Source organism: Nonomuraea sp. NPDC004702 (assembly GCF_053601695.1).
This window is the reverse complement of sequence record NZ_JBSGCE010000124.1, coordinates 1-15,880: the sequence shown is the minus strand read 5'-3', so window position 1 is coordinate 15,880 and position 15,880 is coordinate 1. Positions and strand designations below refer to the sequence as shown.

General features: G+C 66.8%; 25 protein-coding genes. 11 read left to right on the top strand and 14 right to left on the bottom strand.

All coding sequences use genetic code 11. From position 1 onward, the window contains the following. Window positions 1–223 precede the first annotated feature (223 nt). The 6 genes from ACWEJ6_RS52220 to ACWEJ6_RS52195 all read left to right on the top strand — a co-directional run bounded on the left by ACWEJ6_RS52220 (window position 224) and on the right by ACWEJ6_RS52195 (window position 3,750). Window positions 224–547, top strand: a complete 324-nt coding sequence (locus tag ACWEJ6_RS52220) for a hypothetical protein (RefSeq protein WP_452433100.1) — start codon at window positions 224–226, stop codon at window positions 545–547. A gap of 706 nt (window positions 548–1,253) precedes the next feature. Beyond that, on the top strand, window positions 1,254–1,973 hold the full coding sequence (locus tag ACWEJ6_RS52215) for a CHAP domain-containing protein (RefSeq protein ID WP_452433099.1): 720 nt from the start codon (window positions 1,254–1,256) through the stop codon (window positions 1,971–1,973). Further along, on the top strand, window positions 1,970–2,092 hold the full coding sequence (locus tag ACWEJ6_RS52210; protein WP_452433098.1) for a hypothetical protein: 123 nt from the start codon (window positions 1,970–1,972) through the stop codon (window positions 2,090–2,092). The genes ACWEJ6_RS52215 and ACWEJ6_RS52210 overlap by 4 nt, the downstream gene beginning before the upstream one ends. A gap of 122 nt (window positions 2,093–2,214) precedes the next feature. After that, window positions 2,215–2,760, top strand: a complete 546-nt coding sequence (locus ACWEJ6_RS52205; RefSeq protein WP_452433097.1) for a lamin tail domain-containing protein — start codon at window positions 2,215–2,217, stop codon at window positions 2,758–2,760. A gap of 9 nt (window positions 2,761–2,769) precedes the next feature. Next, window positions 2,770–3,123 carry a hypothetical protein gene (locus ACWEJ6_RS52200; RefSeq protein ID WP_452433096.1) on the top strand — a complete coding sequence of 118 codons (354 nt, stop codon included), beginning with the start codon at window positions 2,770–2,772 and terminating at the stop codon, window positions 3,121–3,123. 414 nt (window positions 3,124–3,537) lie between these two features. Beyond that, window positions 3,538–3,750 (top strand): hypothetical protein, encoded by a 213-nt coding sequence (locus ACWEJ6_RS52195; protein WP_452433095.1) that lies wholly within the window; start codon window positions 3,538–3,540, stop codon window positions 3,748–3,750. A 338-nt stretch (window positions 3,751–4,088) separates the two neighbouring features. Here the strand turns inward: ACWEJ6_RS52195 and ACWEJ6_RS52190 are convergent, their stop codons facing one another. Further along, entirely contained in the window at window positions 4,089–4,235 is a 147-nt protein-coding gene (locus ACWEJ6_RS52190) for a hypothetical protein (RefSeq protein WP_452433094.1), read from the bottom strand. A gap of 185 nt (window positions 4,236–4,420) precedes the next feature. On the opposite strand from ACWEJ6_RS52190, the gene ACWEJ6_RS52185 reads away from it, so the two are divergent. Further along, the gene (locus ACWEJ6_RS52185) at window positions 4,421–5,077 is read left to right on the top strand and encodes an HNH endonuclease family protein (RefSeq protein WP_452433093.1); all 657 of its coding nucleotides are present in this window, start codon (window positions 4,421–4,423) and stop codon (window positions 5,075–5,077) included. 71 nt (window positions 5,078–5,148) lie between these two features. Here ACWEJ6_RS52185 and ACWEJ6_RS52180 read toward each other — a convergent pair whose 3' ends face one another. Both ACWEJ6_RS52180 and ACWEJ6_RS52175 read right to left on the bottom strand, forming a co-directional pair. After that, a complete protein-coding gene (locus tag ACWEJ6_RS52180) occupies window positions 5,149–5,811 on the bottom strand; it encodes a type II toxin-antitoxin system prevent-host-death family antitoxin (RefSeq protein ID WP_452433092.1) in 663 nt (220 codons plus the stop codon). A gap of 100 nt (window positions 5,812–5,911) precedes the next feature. Continuing rightward, a complete protein-coding gene (locus ACWEJ6_RS52175) occupies window positions 5,912–6,085 on the bottom strand; it encodes a hypothetical protein (RefSeq protein WP_452433091.1) in 174 nt (57 codons plus the stop codon). 397 nt (window positions 6,086–6,482) lie between these two features. Between ACWEJ6_RS52175 and ACWEJ6_RS52170 the strand changes: the two genes are divergently transcribed. The 3 genes from ACWEJ6_RS52170 to ACWEJ6_RS52160 all read left to right on the top strand — a co-directional run bounded on the left by ACWEJ6_RS52170 (window position 6,483) and on the right by ACWEJ6_RS52160 (window position 7,743). Next, on the top strand, window positions 6,483–6,854 hold the full coding sequence (locus tag ACWEJ6_RS52170) for a hypothetical protein (RefSeq protein WP_452433089.1): 372 nt from the start codon (window positions 6,483–6,485) through the stop codon (window positions 6,852–6,854). Window positions 6,855–6,934: 80 nt separating this feature from the next. After that, a complete protein-coding gene (locus tag ACWEJ6_RS52165; protein WP_452433088.1) occupies window positions 6,935–7,291 on the top strand; it encodes a helix-turn-helix domain-containing protein in 357 nt (118 codons plus the stop codon). Next, on the top strand, window positions 7,291–7,743 hold the full coding sequence (locus ACWEJ6_RS52160; protein ID WP_452433087.1) for a hypothetical protein: 453 nt from the start codon (window positions 7,291–7,293) through the stop codon (window positions 7,741–7,743). Before ACWEJ6_RS52165 ends, ACWEJ6_RS52160 begins: the two co-directional genes overlap by 1 nt. Window positions 7,744–8,004: 261 nt before the next feature. Here ACWEJ6_RS52160 and ACWEJ6_RS52155 read toward each other — a convergent pair whose 3' ends face one another. The 11 genes from ACWEJ6_RS52155 to ACWEJ6_RS52105 all read right to left on the bottom strand — a co-directional run bounded on the left by ACWEJ6_RS52155 (window position 8,005) and on the right by ACWEJ6_RS52105 (window position 14,877). Further along, a complete protein-coding gene (locus ACWEJ6_RS52155; protein WP_452433085.1) occupies window positions 8,005–8,133 on the bottom strand; it encodes a hypothetical protein in 129 nt (42 codons plus the stop codon). Window positions 8,134–8,213: 80 nt separating this feature from the next. Then, on the bottom strand, window positions 8,214–8,405 hold the full coding sequence (locus ACWEJ6_RS52150) for a hypothetical protein (RefSeq protein WP_452433084.1): 192 nt from the start codon (window positions 8,403–8,405) through the stop codon (window positions 8,214–8,216). A gap of 294 nt (window positions 8,406–8,699) precedes the next feature. Beyond that, window positions 8,700–8,861 (bottom strand): hypothetical protein, encoded by a 162-nt coding sequence (locus ACWEJ6_RS52145; protein WP_452433083.1) that lies wholly within the window; start codon window positions 8,859–8,861, stop codon window positions 8,700–8,702. 28 nt (window positions 8,862–8,889) lie between these two features. Then, window positions 8,890–9,129 (bottom strand): hypothetical protein, encoded by a 240-nt coding sequence (locus tag ACWEJ6_RS52140; protein WP_452433082.1) that lies wholly within the window; start codon window positions 9,127–9,129, stop codon window positions 8,890–8,892. 282 nt (window positions 9,130–9,411) lie between these two features. After that, a complete protein-coding gene (locus tag ACWEJ6_RS52135) occupies window positions 9,412–11,619 on the bottom strand; it encodes an FtsK/SpoIIIE domain-containing protein (RefSeq protein WP_452433080.1) in 2,208 nt (735 codons plus the stop codon). Next, on the bottom strand, window positions 11,616–11,933 hold the full coding sequence (locus ACWEJ6_RS52130; RefSeq protein WP_452433079.1) for a hypothetical protein: 318 nt from the start codon (window positions 11,931–11,933) through the stop codon (window positions 11,616–11,618). The genes ACWEJ6_RS52135 and ACWEJ6_RS52130 overlap by 4 nt, the downstream gene beginning before the upstream one ends. After that, window positions 11,930–13,273 (bottom strand): hypothetical protein, encoded by a 1,344-nt coding sequence (locus ACWEJ6_RS52125; RefSeq protein WP_452433078.1) that lies wholly within the window; start codon window positions 13,271–13,273, stop codon window positions 11,930–11,932. Before ACWEJ6_RS52125 ends, ACWEJ6_RS52130 begins: the two co-directional genes overlap by 4 nt. Before the next feature lie 296 nt (window positions 13,274–13,569). Beyond that, window positions 13,570–14,169 carry a hypothetical protein gene (locus ACWEJ6_RS52120; protein ID WP_452433077.1) on the bottom strand — a complete coding sequence of 200 codons (600 nt, stop codon included), beginning with the start codon at window positions 14,167–14,169 and terminating at the stop codon, window positions 13,570–13,572. A gap of 2 nt (window positions 14,170–14,171) precedes the next feature. Beyond that, complete coding sequence (locus tag ACWEJ6_RS52115) at window positions 14,172–14,315, bottom strand: hypothetical protein (RefSeq protein ID WP_452433076.1); 144 nt, start codon at window positions 14,313–14,315, stop codon at window positions 14,172–14,174. Further along, a complete protein-coding gene (locus ACWEJ6_RS52110; RefSeq protein WP_452433074.1) occupies window positions 14,315–14,527 on the bottom strand; it encodes a hypothetical protein in 213 nt (70 codons plus the stop codon). The genes ACWEJ6_RS52115 and ACWEJ6_RS52110 overlap by 1 nt, the downstream gene beginning before the upstream one ends. Beyond that, window positions 14,524–14,877, bottom strand: a complete 354-nt coding sequence (locus ACWEJ6_RS52105) for an ATP-binding protein (RefSeq protein WP_452433073.1) — start codon at window positions 14,875–14,877, stop codon at window positions 14,524–14,526. Before ACWEJ6_RS52105 ends, ACWEJ6_RS52110 begins: the two co-directional genes overlap by 4 nt. An 86-nt stretch (window positions 14,878–14,963) precedes the next feature. On the opposite strand from ACWEJ6_RS52105, the gene ACWEJ6_RS52100 reads away from it, so the two are divergent. Next, the gene (locus tag ACWEJ6_RS52100) at window positions 14,964–15,761 is read left to right on the top strand and encodes a GntR family transcriptional regulator (protein WP_452433072.1); all 798 of its coding nucleotides are present in this window, start codon (window positions 14,964–14,966) and stop codon (window positions 15,759–15,761) included. The last annotated feature ends 119 nt before the right edge of the window (window positions 15,762–15,880 follow it).

Sequence of the window (15,880 nt, the reverse complement as noted above, 5' to 3'; positions counted from 1 at the left end):
CGCCGGTCACGATCGGCGACCCGGGAGACGTCACCGCAGGCGACGCCGGCTCCACCTACAGCAGCTTCGAGCAGGCGCTCATGAACCAGACCAAGTCGAGGTTCAACGCGCTCCTGTCGACGATGCGCCTCAACGGCCTCATCGTCTAACCCAGTTCGTGCCGTCCCGCCCATCGAGGGTGCGGGCGGGACGGCACCCCAACCTGCAACCGGCGAGGAGTGACGTGACCGATGCGCCTTCCCTGGGCGAACTCTCGCGCCGGATCGACCACGTGACCGCCACGCTCGGCCAGCTCGTCCAGCGCGCCGAGTACACCGCGGACCGCCGCTACGACGACCGGCGTTTTATCGAGATCGAGGCCGACGTAGCCGAGCTGAGGCGCACCCTGACGGAGGAACTGAAGGCGCTCAAGTCCAGCATCGACGCGGCGACGGAGAAACGCGGCACCAACGTACGGCAGGCCGTGTACGCGGGGCTGCTGCCTGCGCTGTTCATGATGGTGAGCATCGTCGTGCAGATCTGGCTCGCCGCGAAGGGCGGGTCGTGATGGGCGATCACGTACGTCATGCCCGCCGCAACTGGCTGCTCATCGCCATTGCCGCCGTGGTCGCGCTCCTTGGCCTGTGGGTGTCGGTCCAGGTGAACGCTCTGGGGGAGCGGGTCCGCCAGGCTGAGGACGACCGGCAGATCCTCTCCGAACAGGTGGAACGGCTCGGCGGGGTGCCGCTTGTGTCGCCATCTGCTGGACCGCCCGGAGCTCAGGGTGACGTCGGCGCGCAAGGCCCTCAAGGACCTCAAGGAGTTCCGGGGCCGTCCGGGAGACCCGGACGGGACGGAAAGGACGGCGCCGCTGGCAAGGACGGCGCTCAAGGCCCTCCAGGGCCGCAGGGAAGTCCAGGCCCAAAGGGCGAACCGGGAGCGACTGTCACCGGCCCTCCGGGGCCCAAGGGAGAGCCCGGAGCAGACGGCAAGGACGGCGCTCCTGGCCCCAAGGGCGACCAGGGCCCGAGGGGCGAGCCCGGCCCGCCGCCCTCCTCGTGGACGTACACGCTCGGCGCCATCACCTACACGTGCACCCCGACCTCGGCGGGTGCCACCACCTATGAATGCAAACCGGAGGCTGCTCGTGACTGACGCACCCCTTCCTGAGCCGGTACAGCCGCCGCCTCTCAACCGTGCCGAGCCCACCCCGGGTGACGGGAACCAGGACGTCTCTCAGAGCCCTGATGTCGCCTATGAGAGTGAGGTGGACGATGACAACCGCCAGTAACGTCCTCGCCGTCGCCCGCCGGGAACTCGGAACGAGGGAGCGCGCGGACGGCACATCGAAGTACGGCGCGTGGTACGAGCGGGCCAAGCCCGCTCCCGGCTTCGCGGCCGGGGCTTGGTGCCAGATGTTCCTGTCCTGGTGCGCCAACGAAGCGAGTATCCCGGAGTCGGCGTTTCCGCGTATGGCCTACACGCCGTACGCGGTGGCCTGGTTCAGGCAGCGCGGACGGTGGGGGAAGACGCCGAAGGTCGGCGCCCTCGTCTACTTCAACTTCCCCGGCGGCGACGCCGTCGACCATGTCGAGATCGTCGAAGCGGTCCGCAAGGACGGCTCGATCGTCACCATCGGCGGGAACGTGGCCAACCGGGTCACTCGCTCGGTGCGCCGGTCGAACATCGCCGGCTACGGCTATCCCGACTACGCCGAGCCGACACCTGCCAAGCCCAAGCCTGAACCGAACTGGACGGAGGCCCTCGTGAAGAAGCTCCCCACACTGCGTAAGGGCGACCACGGCTGGCACGTGAAGACGCTCACCTACCTGCTGGTGGCCCGTGACTTCGCCATCGACACCGAGGCGATCGACGACACCGTGTTCACGGCCTACCACGAGCAGGGCGTCAAGGGCCTTCAGGACGCTGCTGGCATCGAGGTCGATGGAATCGTCGGCCCCCAGACGTGGCCCGTGCTGCTGAAGATCGCATGAGCGACGGCCTGGCCATGCGCCAGTGGCCGTACCAGAGTGTCCTGCCGCGGCATCCCGAGCCCGCGGAGGAGAGCACGCCGATCGAGCGTGTGTCCGGCCTCGTCGACGAGGCCAACTGACGTCAACAGACGGCAACTTCTGTCAACAGACGTCAACCGACGAGCCCATGGGCTCACCTGAGCGCCCCGCCCGATGCGGTGGCGCTCTCTTCGTATTCACCTCATCGAGGAGCATCCTCAAAATGCGCATCACCAAGAGCGCGATCATTCTCTCCGCTGCCGCACTGACCGTCGGCCTGGTCGGCGCTGTGCCGGCGTCTGCCTCTGCCTCTGCTGACGTGCCCATCGGCGCCGTGCAGATCGTGGAGGTCGGCACCGACGCCATGGGCGCGGACACCTACGCCAATCGCAACCGCGAGTTCGTGCGCTTCAAGAACAACGGGCGGCTGCCAGTCGACATCACGGGCCTGGTCGTGCAGGACAACTGGTCGCACGGCAACACGAACCCGCACTCGTGCAACAAGTACCAGATCGCGGGCCTGCCGGGGCAGGCGTCCGGTGCTGTTCTCGGCGTCGGCGAGACCGTGACCGTGTTCAACGGTTCCCGCGTGGGCGGCAACTACAAGACGGCCTCCGGCGAGTACCGGCTGTTCGCGGACAGCGACGTCGACTGCGGCACCGCGGGTCACGTCTTCAACAACGACGCGGACACGGTGTGGCTGACGTCGGGTGTCACGGACGTCCACAGCAAGAGCTGGGACTGGAACGGCGGCTACACCGTCAAGTAGGAGGCTGGCATGAAGATCTTCGGTAGAGAGCCTGCGGTCATCCTCGGGTTCGTCTCCGCCGCCCTGCAGCTGCTGACGGCGTTCGTTCTGCCTCTCACCTCTGACCAGGTGGGTGCGATCAACGCTATTGCTGCGGCGGCGATCGGTGTGTGGACGGCGTTCGTCACCCGGGCCGCGGACGGCGGCTCGTCGCTGCACTCGGCTGTGCTGGGCTTCTCGCAGGCGGGCATCACGCTGGCGCTGGTGTTCGGCCTGTCGCTGTCGGGGGAGCAGACGGCGTCCATCATGGCGCTCGTCGCTACGGGCCTCAGCCTGTTTGTGCGGCAGGTGTCCAGCCCGAAGGCTGTCGGTCGCCCGTACTAGCCTGGAAATATCCTCTCCAGTAGGGGAGGGAAGTGGGCCGGGGAGTTCTCCGGATGGTGAGCCGCCCCGGTTCCGCGCCATTATTCGTCCCCGAGCCGGGGTGGCGTCTCGGCGTTCCCGTAGCCCACAACACGCGGTTGTAGTGCGGTCGGGGATCTTGCCTTGAGCTCCGCCCTGTGCGGGGGCTCTCGTGCTTCTGGCGAAAAGAGGCAGAGCCCGCCTCTGCCATGGGAGACCGTGGCACCCGCGTAAGCGGCACAGCGGCGGACGTAGCGGGGCCGGGTCACCTACGGGTGGCCCGGCCTCTTCCTCGTTTAGGAGGATGTTGGGAGGATGCCTCTCATGAGTGGAAGGTTCTCGGGCGCGGACTACTAGGGCCACGCCAGACCGACTGGCGGGCCCGAGAGGGTTCGCATGTCCCGCACCGACAACACCATGCCGCGTCACCTACAGGAGCAGGATGGCAAGGTCTTCATGCGCAGCGTGGGCGGCACGTACGCCGGCGTTGGCAAGGACTGCAACATCTACGAGCGCCGAGCACGGCAGCGCGCACGGCTCGCCCTGTTGAAGGGTGTCGAGCCTGAGCCGATCCGGCATCGAGGCAACGCCAAGTGGATGTACTGGTAAAGACGAGAAGCCCCCGCTTGGTCCTCACGGATCGAGCGGGGGCTCTTTCGTCGTGCATACGCAGGGGATGGTGGCCAGCGTGCCGGCGGCGCGGTCGAGATGGGAGACCTTGCCCGAGTCGAGGCAGTAGCGGCAGGAGATGTGCGCGAACGCGGAATCCTGCCAGCGGCGATCTTCCCAGAGGGGCGGCGGCTCAGCAGGTGGCGGTGGCGGGTTCTCGACGGGATCGTCTGGCCCGCCGACCGTGCCACGGCCCTGGCAGCACCTGCATGTCAGATCGTGCGCGCCGAACGATTCCCAGCCGCGGCCCCGGCATTGGGGGCAGGTGATGGGGTCCGTCACTCGGATCCCGACTTGTTGCAGGCACGGCATTTGACCCATTTGCGGCCTTTGTTGTCTTCGGTGCCGTTGACGTCTTCCCAGTTGCCGCCCTCGCCGAGGCACGCGCCGCAGATCGTTCGTTCTTCGTCATCGTCCTTGCCCATGCTCCGACGGTAGGACCGTGAACGGCGTTCGGCCAGCGGAACGGGGCAGTACCCAGCGAGATGGGGAGGCGCCTGTCACCTTGGCGCTAAGTAACCGCATGCCCACTCGTCGCTACAGTGAGTGACTGATCGTCTCTCTCTGTAGTCCCCTGAAGGGAACGGGCATGTCACACCCCCCGCGTCGCATGGCCATGATCGCCGCCGTCCTCCTCGCCACCTCCATAGCCGTCCCCGCCACGTCGGCCACAGCCGCCGCTCGCTCTCAACGCCTAGGCCCGCTGCTCTCAGACGCCGTAGCCGAACTCCCCGTCGCCGACGAGCGACGCGAAGGCTACGTCAGGACCAAATTCCGCCACTGGATCGACGAAGACCGCGACTCCTGTTCCACACGGGCAGAGGTCCTGATCGACGAGGCCATCGAACCTCCCGAGATCGGCGATGGCTGCCGACTGTCCGGAGGACGGTGGTACTCCTACTACGACGATCAATATGTGGATGTCGCGACGGGCCTCGACGTCGACCATCTCGTGCCGCTGGCCGAGGCGTGGGATTCGGGCGCCTATGACTGGACCCCGGCGCAGCGCCAGGACTACGCCAACGACCTGCGCGAACCGTGGCATCTGGTCGCTGTGACGGCCCGATCCAACAGGCAGAAGGCCGATCAGGATCCCTCCACTTGGCAGCCGCCGTTCGAGCCGGCCCGCTGCAGGTACGCGGCCGAATGGACCGCGGTCAAAATGCGGTGGTCTCTGTCCATTGATCCCGCCGAACAGCAGGCCCTGACTGATCTCGGCGAGGCATGTCCCGACCAGCGTCTACCTGAGGTCGACGGCCAGGTCTGACCGCCATCAGGCGAAACAAGGCCCCCGTCCGGTCCTCGCGGATCGGGCAGGGGCTGTATCGCGTTGTGTGATTACTGCTCGCGGTAGCCGTCGGTCGTGAGGTCAACACGCCGAGCGTGAAGGTAGTTCTCGACCTCGCTCGGTCCAGAGAACGAGCGGATGCCCTTGTCGCTGACACCGTCCACCGTGAACTCCTCGGTCACCTCGTTGCCATTGACGGTGATGACGATCGTGTCCGTGCCCCAGTTCGGGTTGTCGTTGTCCCTCTCGAAGGTGACGCCCTTGGAGACCGGAGAGGGCAGGTAGTCCCGGGCGGCACCGCCGAGCGAGTCGGCGCGGACCAGCAGCGTGACGCCGTTGTCGTGGTCCCACGTGGCGACTTCCTTGAGGCCGTCGCCGAGGTCGGTAGGGTTCTGGCCGTCGCCCTCGTTGGGCTCCCAGTCGCCGTTGACCCAGGCTTCCGCATCGGCGGCGAACTGGCCGACCATGTGGTCGCCGCCGATGTAGAGAGACCATGCGTCGTCGCCGCGAGCGATGACGAGGATGTCGCTGTTGGTCTCGTAGAGGGTGACGGTCATGGCCTGCTCCTGGGGGACGAGGTGGATGGGGACGATGGCGGCGACTCGGCGGCCGTGCCGGGTGATGTAGGTGATCTGTCCGGCGTATTCTGCGCGGTTCACCAGGTCCCCGAACTTGGCGCGTCCCTCGCGGAGGCCGATCTCCTTCTCGCTCACATCCGTAAGAGTACACAGTTGTCATTGTGTACACAATAAGGAGTGGCCTGGAAATGCGAGAGGCCCGCCCCGAGCGGGGCGAGCCTCGTGCGTTGTGCGGCTAGGCGCGCTTCCATCGCCACTGGTGGTTGCTGTACTCGCTGCACCGGTAGCGGACCTTCGTCGTCGAGTACCCATACTTGCCGTGGGCTGCCGCCGGGCAGTAGGCGCCCGGGGTTACGCATCTCCACACGTTGCCGTCGCGCTTGTAGCAGGACGCGGCGTAAGCGTTCACGTGAACCGTGGTCGCCGAGGCGGGTACAGCGGCGACGGCGGGGACGACAAGAGCGGATCCGGCGAGGGCGGCGGACACGAGCAGGCGTCTGAGCACTGAGGAGCTCCAGAGGCTAGGGGGATGGAACGTGACAGAGGTGAGACGCTGGCCGGTTGTAGGAAGTTGCCGAGGGTTGATGTCCACATGTGGACAGGCGTCTACGCCAGGTGCGTCGGGCTGGCGGACTGTAACGGATCAGGTGCGATTCCCGGTATCCAGAGACAGTGCGCTGGGCGCTACGTCAGCGTGGCGCGCCAACCCGCTACAGACAGCCGCCGCACCCGGAGGTACAGTTTTGACTGTACGCAAGACTGAGTGTCCTAGATGTGGACGATCCTGCTACGAGAGCGGTCCGGTGATGACTGTCGAAGCGGCACGAACGCACACTGGTGAGGAGCCGGCGGAACAGTTTTTGGCGGGCTTGGTCGGCGCTCGGTCGAAGAAAAAGCGACGCTATGCAGCCGATGCCGCGCTTCTCTTCGAAGAGTGGGCAAAACTGGGCCGTCTGGAGATTCCCATGCAGCAACGGCACCTGGAAGGGGATCTGTGGGAGGTCAAGACGTACGCGCTCAGGTTTCCGTACTACGAATTCCGGGATGTTGAGCATGGGCAGACTGCTCGATTGACTCACGGATTTGAGAAGGATATAGGCAAGACGGTTGAGGGCAAGATTCCCAGGAAGCACCTCAACAAGGGGCTGTGGATGATCGAGGAGGACCGCAAGTGCTAGGTGGCCTGTACGAGAGGATCGCGGGCGAGCCTGGCGGACTACGCACCCTGGCTTCTGCTCGCTTGCGGCGGCGTGTACTTGTGCTGCTCCACAAGGCGCTGGAAAGTTCTGGCCTTACTCAGAGCGACCTTGCCAAGAAGCTGGGGTATCGGCGCTCGGCGGTCAATCAGGTCTTCAGAGGCGATGGCAATGTCCGGATCGAGACGCTGGCTGAATACCTCCACGAAATGGGCTTCGAGCTGGACGCGCACCTGGTTCCAGCGGGCGAACACCGCGCAGCTTTCGAAAGGAAGAAGGCCGCGAGTGTTCGTCTGATCGCGCCCTCATCTGGACTGGAAGTTCGCTCGGCAGGGCTTGCCCTGGCTGAGGCACTTCTCTCCGGCCATCACCGACCGATCACGGGCAACGCGCCTGTGGACGTAGTGACGGTGCGCTGATGCAGGCCTTCATGATGCTCTGCGACTCGGCGCAGCGCGATGCAGCAACAGGCAAGATGCACATGCTGGGCGGCGACTGGGCGGTGGTGGGGCCGGACCTGCCCTCCATGGCACTCGCCGTGTTCCTCAGGATCCCCTGGGCTGAACTAGAGCAGCCGCGGCCTTTCGTCCTCCGGTTGTTGGACGGAGAGAGGAACCCTGTGCAAGGCGAACTGGAGCAGATGGGTGAGTACGCGCCCATTCAGTTTGCCGGCGAGGTGCAGCTGAGCGGGGCAGCACACCTGCCAGAAGATGACCCGGCCCGCCTCGTGGACATCCACAGCAGCTTCTCTGTCAACCTCCTCCTCGCAGAGGGGGCGTTGAAGCCGGGGCTGCACCTCTGGGTGCTGGAGGTTGCTGGCGCCGAGGTGGCTTCCGTCGCCTTCGTCCTGCGCCCCCCGGGAGCGGAATGACTTCGACCAGGTCGGCGAGGTCGACGTGCTGGACGATCTGTCCGATGGTGCCGTAGTAGCCGAGGAGGTAGCGGCGGCCGTTCACGGTCTGGGTGACCTTGATGCGCTGCCTCGGGCCGAGGGTGATGATCTCGACCAGGATGCCGTTCGGACCGTGCCAGCTTGCCACCCGTCTAATCTACGCAAAACGGACATGCGGTCTGAACGCGAGTGAGCCCCGGCCCCATCGTGGGAAGGCCGGGGCTCACGAGGATCAGGCGGTTACGCCTTGGGGACGAGCGGCGTCGTGGTGATCTCACCAGTGCCCTTACACATCCGGCAGGTCATGCCGGCCTTGACCTTGCTGCCGTCGCAGTCCCAGCAGGTCTCGCGGATCTGGTCGGAGCTCACGGTGATCTCCTCTGCAGCGCTGAGTGTCGCTGATGGCGGGGTGTCGGTTGAGGGGGAGAATCTGTTCGTGTCCATGTCGGCTATCTCCCGTGCCGTTTGTCGATCAGCGCCAAGTACTCCGGCGTCCCGAACTCCGGGCAGTCGCACGGGCTGTGCGTACACAGCACGCAGCGGGGGTTGCTGATTCGGCCGGAGGCGTAGGCGTCGAAGTCAGGCGACCACTTCGCGCCCAGCTCGCCGAGTATTTCCTTGGCGTTCTTAGGCAGTCCCATGTGCTGTCCTCTCGCTGGCGGGAGCTGGCTGCTCCGGGCACCCGCCACGCCCCCTGGTCGTGGCGAGCACCCGCAACGGCCGCTCGGGGATGCCTCTAGTGGTCTTCCGGGCGGCCAGAGCAGCCGTGTGCGCTGTGACCGAAGAAGTCCTTGTGGCAGGGGCACCAGGCCGCCATGCACGAGCAGCCAGGAGCGGAGGTGGCGCCGTGGCCGCAGTCGTTGCATGTCCCCTTGGTGGACTGGCCTTTGACGTAGTCGGTGATGGCCTGCTTGAAGCCCATGGTCGTCAGCCCTTCAGGCGAGCAGGTTGGTGGCGAAGACCGCCAACTGGTTGGCGCCCTGGACGATGCCGTTGAAGGCGCCGTTCACAGCGGCGGCAGCGCTGGCAGGACGGGTGAACAGGAAGAAGACGACGAACGCGCCGCCCACCCACTTGAGTACTTGCTTGACCCGCATCGTTGATCCTTTCGGGGGAGTGGAGTCGTCAGCCGATCCAGCGGAGGAGGCCCTTGGGGCGGGCGCCGGCCCGCTGCAAGGCGTCCTCCTTTAACTGAGCTGCCTTGCGGGAGCCGACTGTGCGCGTGAGCTCCTGATCGGCCTTGTCTCGATCGGCTCGGGAGACGCCCAGCCCGTTGGCCTTAGTGGCCAGTTGGTTGAGGGCGTTCGCGTTGATGGCCGAGCCCTTGAGAGCGTCGAGTTGGGCGGGCGTCATCTTGCTGCGCATTGATGTCTTCTTTCTTGATCGGCAATGCAGAGAACTGAGGAAGCGGGTGCTCCGGACGCCCTCCCGAACCAGCCGGGAGAGCCTCCGCAGCCACCGCGGCGGCAGCCTCAGGGAGGGAGGAGCGGGCGCCTCGCCAGGCGCGTTCTACAGGGGTTGAGGGGCCCTGTTTTCGGCGCCTCCCTGCGCTTCCATGCCAGGGAGCTTCGCTGGTCAGCGCGGCATTTCGGTGGGAGGGAGGCGGTCAGGGAGTTCTCCCTGCCTCCCTGCGCGACTCCCTAGCGGTTACGGCCGTTCGTCGTCGTCTTCGGGGCCCGGTTTGGGCTCGTTTCCGGCGTGTGTAGCGGCGGCCTGGAGGACCTTCTCGCGGCTGACGACCATGCGCCCGTCCGACTTGTAGGGGGCGGCTCCAACGGCCTCCAGGACCCGCGTCAGGTCGGCGAACGTCCACTCGCGGTACCGGCTCGGGTCGCGTTCGGCGAGGCCCTGCAGAACCTTCTGGGTGTGCAAGCGGTGGGCGCTGCCGATGACGGCGGCGATGTCGAGGATCGGGTCTGTCCGGTCGTCGGTGTCGATGCTGGACAGGGTGTCGACTTCGCTGCGCAGGGCCTTGGCCCGCTCGGCGACCTCCACGGCTTCGGGGTCGGACACGAAGTGCGTGCGAATGGTGATCGACGACTGGCCCGGCGGAAGCTCTACACCGTCGCCCGCCACCACCACGGTTCCCTTATCGAGGCCCTGCCGTAGCAGGTGAGGCGCCGCACCGCCGTCGACGGCCTTGTCGCCGAGCGCCATGCGGGACTGCGACTCAGTGCCGACCGCCAGCGACGTGCGGATGTGGGCGCCCTCACGGACCAGGACGGGCAGGTTCTGGTCGGTGGGGTTCTGGGTGCCCTGCCAGAGCAGCACGTCAACGGCCCGCCCCTGGTTGTGGATCTTGCGGGCGGCGATGAAGTACCTGGATGTGGCCTTGGTGCCGCCGTAGGGGATGCCGTCCTCGTCCTTGGCGGGGCACATGAACGCGACCTGTGCCTCGTCGACGATGGCGATGAGCGGGTCGAACTTGGTGCCCTTGGGCGCCAGGAGGCGGCGCTCCATCTCGTGGACGCACCACTCGACCATCTCCGTCGCGCCGGCCACGTGATCGTCTGTGGGGCCTTCGATCAGGACCTCGGCCAGGCCATGGAACATGCTCCAGTCGCCGATGCCCTTCAGGTCGGCGATGCGAAACCGGACGGTCGGGTCAAAGCCCAGCCACAGGGCGAGCGCTCGCAGTGAGGCGGTCTTGCCCTGGTTAGACAGGCCGGTGATGAGCAGGTGCCTCTGGTAGAGGCTGATGCCGGTGGCCTGGCCGCGCAGGTTCTGCCCCCACGGTGCCCGGCCGCTCTTGTAGCTGGCCTCGATCTTCTTGTCCTCGACCAGCGGAGAGGGGCCGATCGGCTCGTCCAGCGCGCCCGGGTCGGCGATCCACAGTCGCACTGTACGGGCCTGTTTAGGGATGGTGATGAACAGCTCGTGCTCGTGGCGGCCGAGATTTTCCGCCAGCTTGCGGCGCCGCTTCTGCACCTCATCCGTGCTGCTCCCGGACGGCAGTAGCACATCCACCTCGACACCGCAGCCCGCGATGCTGATGGGCCCCAGCATGGCAGCGCCGGCGTCGCCCATGTCTTTGATGGCGCGTCGCAGCGGCGCGTACCCCATGTCCCGCAGCGCCGTGACCACGATCGATGGAGTGACCAGCACAGGCTCCGATATGTGACCGGGCCCGCCGACACCGCGAGGACGGTCTAGCCAGGCCGGTGTCGTCCCGATGCGGCGTCCTGCCCGATGGCCCGCCAGGATGAGCCATGCCGGCCATGTGACGGCGAAAACCGACCAGGCCAGAGACAGGGCGGCGAACAGCCAGCGCAGCACCCCGCCGAGCCACACCCACAGGTCGGTCCAGCCGCCGGCGCCGGTCATCCACACCACTGTGGCCACGACGATCAGCAGCACCAGGGCGCCCGCCGCTGTCATGCCGGTGAACGCGGCTATCCGCAACGCCAGCAGCGGCAGTTCCTTTAGCCGGTCGCGGCGGGCACGCTTTGCCTCCTGCCGCTTGTCCAGCCAGAACGCCAGTTTCTCGTCGTCGCCGAGCGCCTTCGCGGCCCGGATCTGCTCGCGGATGACCCCGTCGGTGAGGCCGCCCAACATGCGGACCAGGTAGGAATGCCAGCCAGTGAGGACGATCGCGCCGTGGGTGGCGAGAGCGAGGGCCGCCTTCTGCACTCCGGGCGACGGCCGGACGACCATTACTCGATCCACTACCGCCGACGGCAGCAGGCGGCTTCGTTCCGGCTGGTCGAACAGGATCTCGCCCTCATAGACCACCTGCTCCAGCTCGGCGGTGTCCTGGCGGGCCACCTCCGTGCCGTGCTCCTCCTTCGGTGGCAGGTCGGGGGCGTCGTCGCTGTGCCGGACAATCCGCAGATCGGGGCGCGAGTTGGGGGTCATGCCGCCTCCGCCCGAACGATCGGAACGGGCGGGTTGAGCAGGTCCTTCAGGTGCTCGACGACGATGCTGGCCAGGAACGCCACGCCTTGCACGACCTTGGTCGCCAGGGTGAGCGCGACGAGGCCGACGCTGGCGATCACCAGGAGGAGGAACACGACAAGGCCGGCGATCGCGCACCCGGTGCCGCGGCGCCAGCCGTTCGCGCGGGCCGGCTCCCACATCTCAGACAGAGAGCGGGCGTTGCCGAGCTCGCGGCGGCTGGTCGCCAAGAGGAGAGCGAGAGCGATGAGCGCGAGCATGAGGAAGGTGTTCATGGGGTGCCTCCGGTCACGGGGTGGGAACCGTTCGAGGAACCGATCAAGGAACCGCCGGGTTCGATCGGGTTGCCCTTGCCGTCGAAGGTCCAGCCGGCGTCTTCGAGTTCCCGCTTGGCTTCCACGACGCGGTCGTAGCCCCAGCTGTCGGAGAACCCGAACCGGGTGGCTACAGCGGTCTTGGTGGGAACGGTCTTGCTGCGCTTCACCGCGTTGATCACGTACTTCTTGGCCCGCTGATTGTCCTGCTCAGTGGGCATACGCCGTTCCTCGTTCGGTTCCCTCGCGGGTTCCGGCTGAACGGGTGAGTCGGGAACCGGGCCTGCCAGATCGACGGCCGGGATGAACGGCCGGAAGCGGGCCAGGAACGCGGCGATGTTCTCGCGAGCCGCGGTTCCCTGCGGGTCCTCGCCGTCGAGGTCGTGGGCGACCGCGGCGAGTTGCACGAGAGCCAGCCGCAGCGCGTCCGCCTGAGCCTGTACCAGTTCCTCGCGGGCGGCGTCGAGCGTTTCCCGGGCGGTTCCCGTGAGGGTTCTCGCCCGCACCTCGCCGATCGCCGTCTCGGGCGACTGGATGCCCTCGGCGATGGCGAGTTTGAACGCCTGCCACGTCTCCCCGCGGAGGCTGGGGATGATCCAGCGGAGCTTGGCGAACTTCGGCGCCCGCGCCTCCAACATGCCTTGCGAACGCAGTTGCTGCCAGTGCCGCCACTGGGAGTAGATCTGCCACAGCACGGGCGACATGATGGAGGCGGCGCCGAACACGCCGGCGAAGTCTCGCGTCGCCTCTTGGGCGGTGTTGTGGTCGTAGTTGAACACGCCGACCGCGACGCCGATCCCGTAGGAGAGGGCGCGTAGCCAGCCGGCGGAGTAGCCGTTGATGAGTTTGTCGTGGGCGATGTAGCCGACGTTGACGGCGACGGACTCCACCACCAGCGCGGTGGGGATCGCCGCCCACCACGGCCAGTCCAGGCCGAGGGTGAGGGCGAGCACCTGGCCGAGGACGGCGACAGCATTGACGCCGACGTTGGCGGACGCGAGCACCACGGCCCGGCTGATCCGCTGACGGACGGAGCGGCGCTCCTCGGCCTGCTGGTCCTGCTGCTGCTTGGCCTGCTCGGCGAGCTGGCCGCGGACTCGCGCTTTCTCTTGTTCGGCTTCGAGCGCTTCCATCTCCCGCTGGTCGCGGGCGCGCTGGGCCTCGATGAGGGCGCGTTCCCGCAGGGCCAGGGCGCGGGCGTTGGCGGCCGCTCGCTCCTCGCGGGAGCGCCACGGCCAGCGAGACGGGCGGGAAGGAAGGTCGCCCGATATGTCTCTAGCCACATCCGGTGATGTGGTCATAGGTTCATTCACGATCGGTCCTCTCGGTGGAGACGGGAGTCCGGTTGCAGGGCCTCTCGCTCGGGTGCCAGCCTGAGCGGGAGGTCCTTATTCGTTTGTGGGATTGGTGACCGTCCCTGAGGGAAGTCCCGGCCCGCAGCGGGCGCCAGCGGTGGTCTGGCGGCGCGAGCCCTCCCTCAGGGACGGCGTCAGCACCCCTGCCCTAGCCCCCTCCAGTGCCAGGGCAGGGGTGGTCTGTAGGTCCCCGCCCGATGTTTGGCCCACCCAGCAAAATGGATGGTCGAGCGGGGACCGGTCTATGGGGTGATGGGTTGCAGGTCGTCCAGGGCGACGAGGAGTTGCCTGGCCACCGCGTAGTCGAGATCGCGGAACGCGTCCAATGGCATCTCCCTCACCTTGCCGGCCGCGATGAGGCGGGGGCCGATCGGCTTGAACACCTCCGCCACGACCCCGTAGGGCTCGATGTCGCGGGCGGTGTAGACCTGCGCGCGTCGGCGTAATCGCGGGCAGAGAATCATCGCAGTCGGGATGCAGGCCGGACAGGTGGGCGGCGCGTTGGTGAACGGCTTGCCCGCCGGGGTCGTCCCTGGCGGCTCGGCCATCACCCACCAGATGAGACCGTCTCCGTCGATGGCGGACCTGCCGCACACCTGGCATAGGGCGTGCAGCATGCAGCGGCGCTGGCGGCGGGTGTTCACGCGCTTCCAGTCTGGGCTGCCCGCCCGGGACAGGCCGTGCCGGTGCCAGAGGACGCCGAACATCCAGTCTGTTGGTACGGCGTCCACGTAGGACAGACGCATGCCGTTGGTCGCCTCAGGGTGTGAGGCGAGGGCGAGCTGGTAGTCGACGTCTTCTCCGTCGTAAGCCGTGATGTAGGGCACGGTGAGCGTGGTCATGGCTAGTCCTCCCGGTCCGGGATGACCTGCTCGACCAGGTGACCGCCCACGCGCTTGCGGCAGGCGGTACCTGTGCGGCCCTCCCAATCGCCGTCGGCGTTCTCCTCGACCGTTTCGCCGCATGCCAGACAGAACAGGAAGCCCATCACAGGTCTCCCGTCTGTCTGTCGCTGTCGGCGGCGGGGGTGCAGGGGGCGATGCTGAGGCGGAGCCGGGCCGCGGTGAGGCGGCACCATTCCTCGGAGAGGATCAGCTCGTCCTCGGCGCGGGTGCGGGTCAGAAGGTCGTCAGGGCTCGGGTTGTCCTGGCGCAGATCTTCGACAGAGGGGAGAGGCCCGTCATCTCCGCCGGAGTTCATGCCGGCACCTCAGAAAGCTCGCACCATGCGGTGTGTCCTCCATCGGTGGACGTGCTGGTGCCGAAGTGCTTCACGAGCCGGGAGACGTCGGCCCACGTCCCGCCGTGTGGGGAGGGGGGCGAGTTGGGGTCCTTCACCTCGATCACGAGGCCGTTGTTGCGGGGGATCAGCCTGACCTCGACGACGCTGCCGTCAGGGGTGTGCTTGATGGCTTCTGTCACTAAGTCGCCGACCACCTGGACGGCGTGGGCGACAGGGATGTTCGGGTGCTGGGCTAGGACGGCGGTCCTGACCCAGGCGCGCGCGTCGTCTACTGCCTCGGGGACTCCTGGCAGCGTCTGGTGAAGCATGGGGATCACCTGCGCCCTGAATAGTCAACCTGTGAGCTGTCATAGGTAGCTTGCAACCTGACTATGTAACCCGTCAAGCTGTCTTTGTGAATCAGGACGCCGAGCGACCCAAGTACCTGCGCATTGCAGATGATTTGCGAGCAAAGATCGTCTCGGAGGAGTTGAAGGTGGGGGACCGCCTTCCTTCCATCCCGGAGATCACCAGGGAGTACGGCGTAGCGCGGAACACCGCCGCCGACGCGCTCGACGTACTCACCCAAGAAGGTCTGGCCAGCGCCCGGCCCGGCTCGGGCACCTTCGTGCGCAAACGGCCCGAGGTTCGGCGCTTGGTTCGCAGTTGGAACCGGAACGCCCGAGGCGGCTCGCCCTTCGCCGGCGACATGGCTGAGCAGGGGCGTCTCGGCTCCTGGGACTATGACAGTCGCACCGCCACAGCTCCCGCTGCGATCCGGGAGCGCCTGGCGCTCGCCGAATCCGTCGAGGGTGAGCCTGACGTCATGCGGACGCACTACGTGTTCCGCGGCGACGGCCATCCCGTCATGCTGTCCACGGCGTGGGAGCCGCTGGGGCTGACCCGGGGGACTCCTGTCGTGCTGCCTGAGGACGGCCCGCACGCCGGCAAGGGGGTGGTTGAACGGATGCGCCAGATCGGCGTGCAAGTCACTCACTCGTCAGAGGTGGTGTCCGCCAGAGCGGTCACCCTCGACGAAGCGAAGCAGTTGGATGTCGGCGCCAAAGCGATCGTGCTGACCATCGAACGGACGTACTACGCCGACTCCCGACCGATCGAGACCGCGGACATCGTGATCCCGGTGGATCGCTACCAGGTGGTGTACGGGACGTCCGTGTGGGATGAGCCTCATGGTGCTGAGCTAGGCGAATAGAGTGGAACTCGCCCAGCCGTAACGCCGTCCGAGCCGCAGCCTTGCGTGGTCTATGGAATCATCCGTTCCATGGCCAAGTTCCCCTCGATGAAGGCCGGCAAGTTCCTTGCCGTGTTGAT

Coding starts and splice junctions, on each gene's coding strand:
- ACWEJ6_RS52135 (WP_452433080.1), bottom strand. CDS start 11,619: ATGACCCCCAACTCGCGCCCCGATCTGCGGATTGTCCGGCACAGCGAC.
- ACWEJ6_RS52105 (WP_452433073.1), bottom strand. CDS start 14,877: ATGCTTCACCAGACGCTGCCAGGAGTCCCCGAGGCAGTAGACGACGCG.
- ACWEJ6_RS52200 (WP_452433096.1), top strand. CDS start 2,770: ATGAAGATCTTCGGTAGAGAGCCTGCGGTCATCCTCGGGTTCGTCTCC.
- ACWEJ6_RS52150 (WP_452433084.1), bottom strand. CDS start 8,405: ATGGGACTGCCTAAGAACGCCAAGGAAATACTCGGCGAGCTGGGCGCG.
- ACWEJ6_RS52205 (WP_452433097.1), top strand. CDS start 2,215: ATGCGCATCACCAAGAGCGCGATCATTCTCTCCGCTGCCGCACTGACC.
- ACWEJ6_RS52125 (WP_452433078.1), bottom strand. CDS start 13,273: ATGACCACATCACCGGATGTGGCTAGAGACATATCGGGCGACCTTCCT.
- ACWEJ6_RS52145 (WP_452433083.1), bottom strand. CDS start 8,861: ATGCGGGTCAAGCAAGTACTCAAGTGGGTGGGCGGCGCGTTCGTCGTC.
- ACWEJ6_RS52160 (WP_452433087.1), top strand. CDS start 7,291: ATGCAGGCCTTCATGATGCTCTGCGACTCGGCGCAGCGCGATGCAGCA.
- ACWEJ6_RS52130 (WP_452433079.1), bottom strand. CDS start 11,933: ATGAACACCTTCCTCATGCTCGCGCTCATCGCTCTCGCTCTCCTCTTG.
- ACWEJ6_RS52110 (WP_452433074.1), bottom strand. CDS start 14,527: ATGAACTCCGGCGGAGATGACGGGCCTCTCCCCTCTGTCGAAGATCTG.
- ACWEJ6_RS52115 (WP_452433076.1), bottom strand. CDS start 14,315: ATGGGCTTCCTGTTCTGTCTGGCATGCGGCGAAACGGTCGAGGAGAAC.
- ACWEJ6_RS52140 (WP_452433082.1), bottom strand. CDS start 9,129: ATGCGCAGCAAGATGACGCCCGCCCAACTCGACGCTCTCAAGGGCTCG.
- ACWEJ6_RS52215 (WP_452433099.1), top strand. CDS start 1,254: ATGACAACCGCCAGTAACGTCCTCGCCGTCGCCCGCCGGGAACTCGGA.
- ACWEJ6_RS52170 (WP_452433089.1), top strand. CDS start 6,483: ATGACTGTCGAAGCGGCACGAACGCACACTGGTGAGGAGCCGGCGGAA.
- ACWEJ6_RS52190 (WP_452433094.1), bottom strand. CDS start 4,235: ATGGGCAAGGACGATGACGAAGAACGAACGATCTGCGGCGCGTGCCTC.
- ACWEJ6_RS52195 (WP_452433095.1), top strand. CDS start 3,538: ATGTCCCGCACCGACAACACCATGCCGCGTCACCTACAGGAGCAGGAT.
- ACWEJ6_RS52185 (WP_452433093.1), top strand. CDS start 4,421: ATGGCCATGATCGCCGCCGTCCTCCTCGCCACCTCCATAGCCGTCCCC.
- ACWEJ6_RS52210 (WP_452433098.1), top strand. CDS start 1,970: ATGAGCGACGGCCTGGCCATGCGCCAGTGGCCGTACCAGAGTGTCCTG.
- ACWEJ6_RS52120 (WP_452433077.1), bottom strand. CDS start 14,169: ATGACCACGCTCACCGTGCCCTACATCACGGCTTACGACGGAGAAGAC.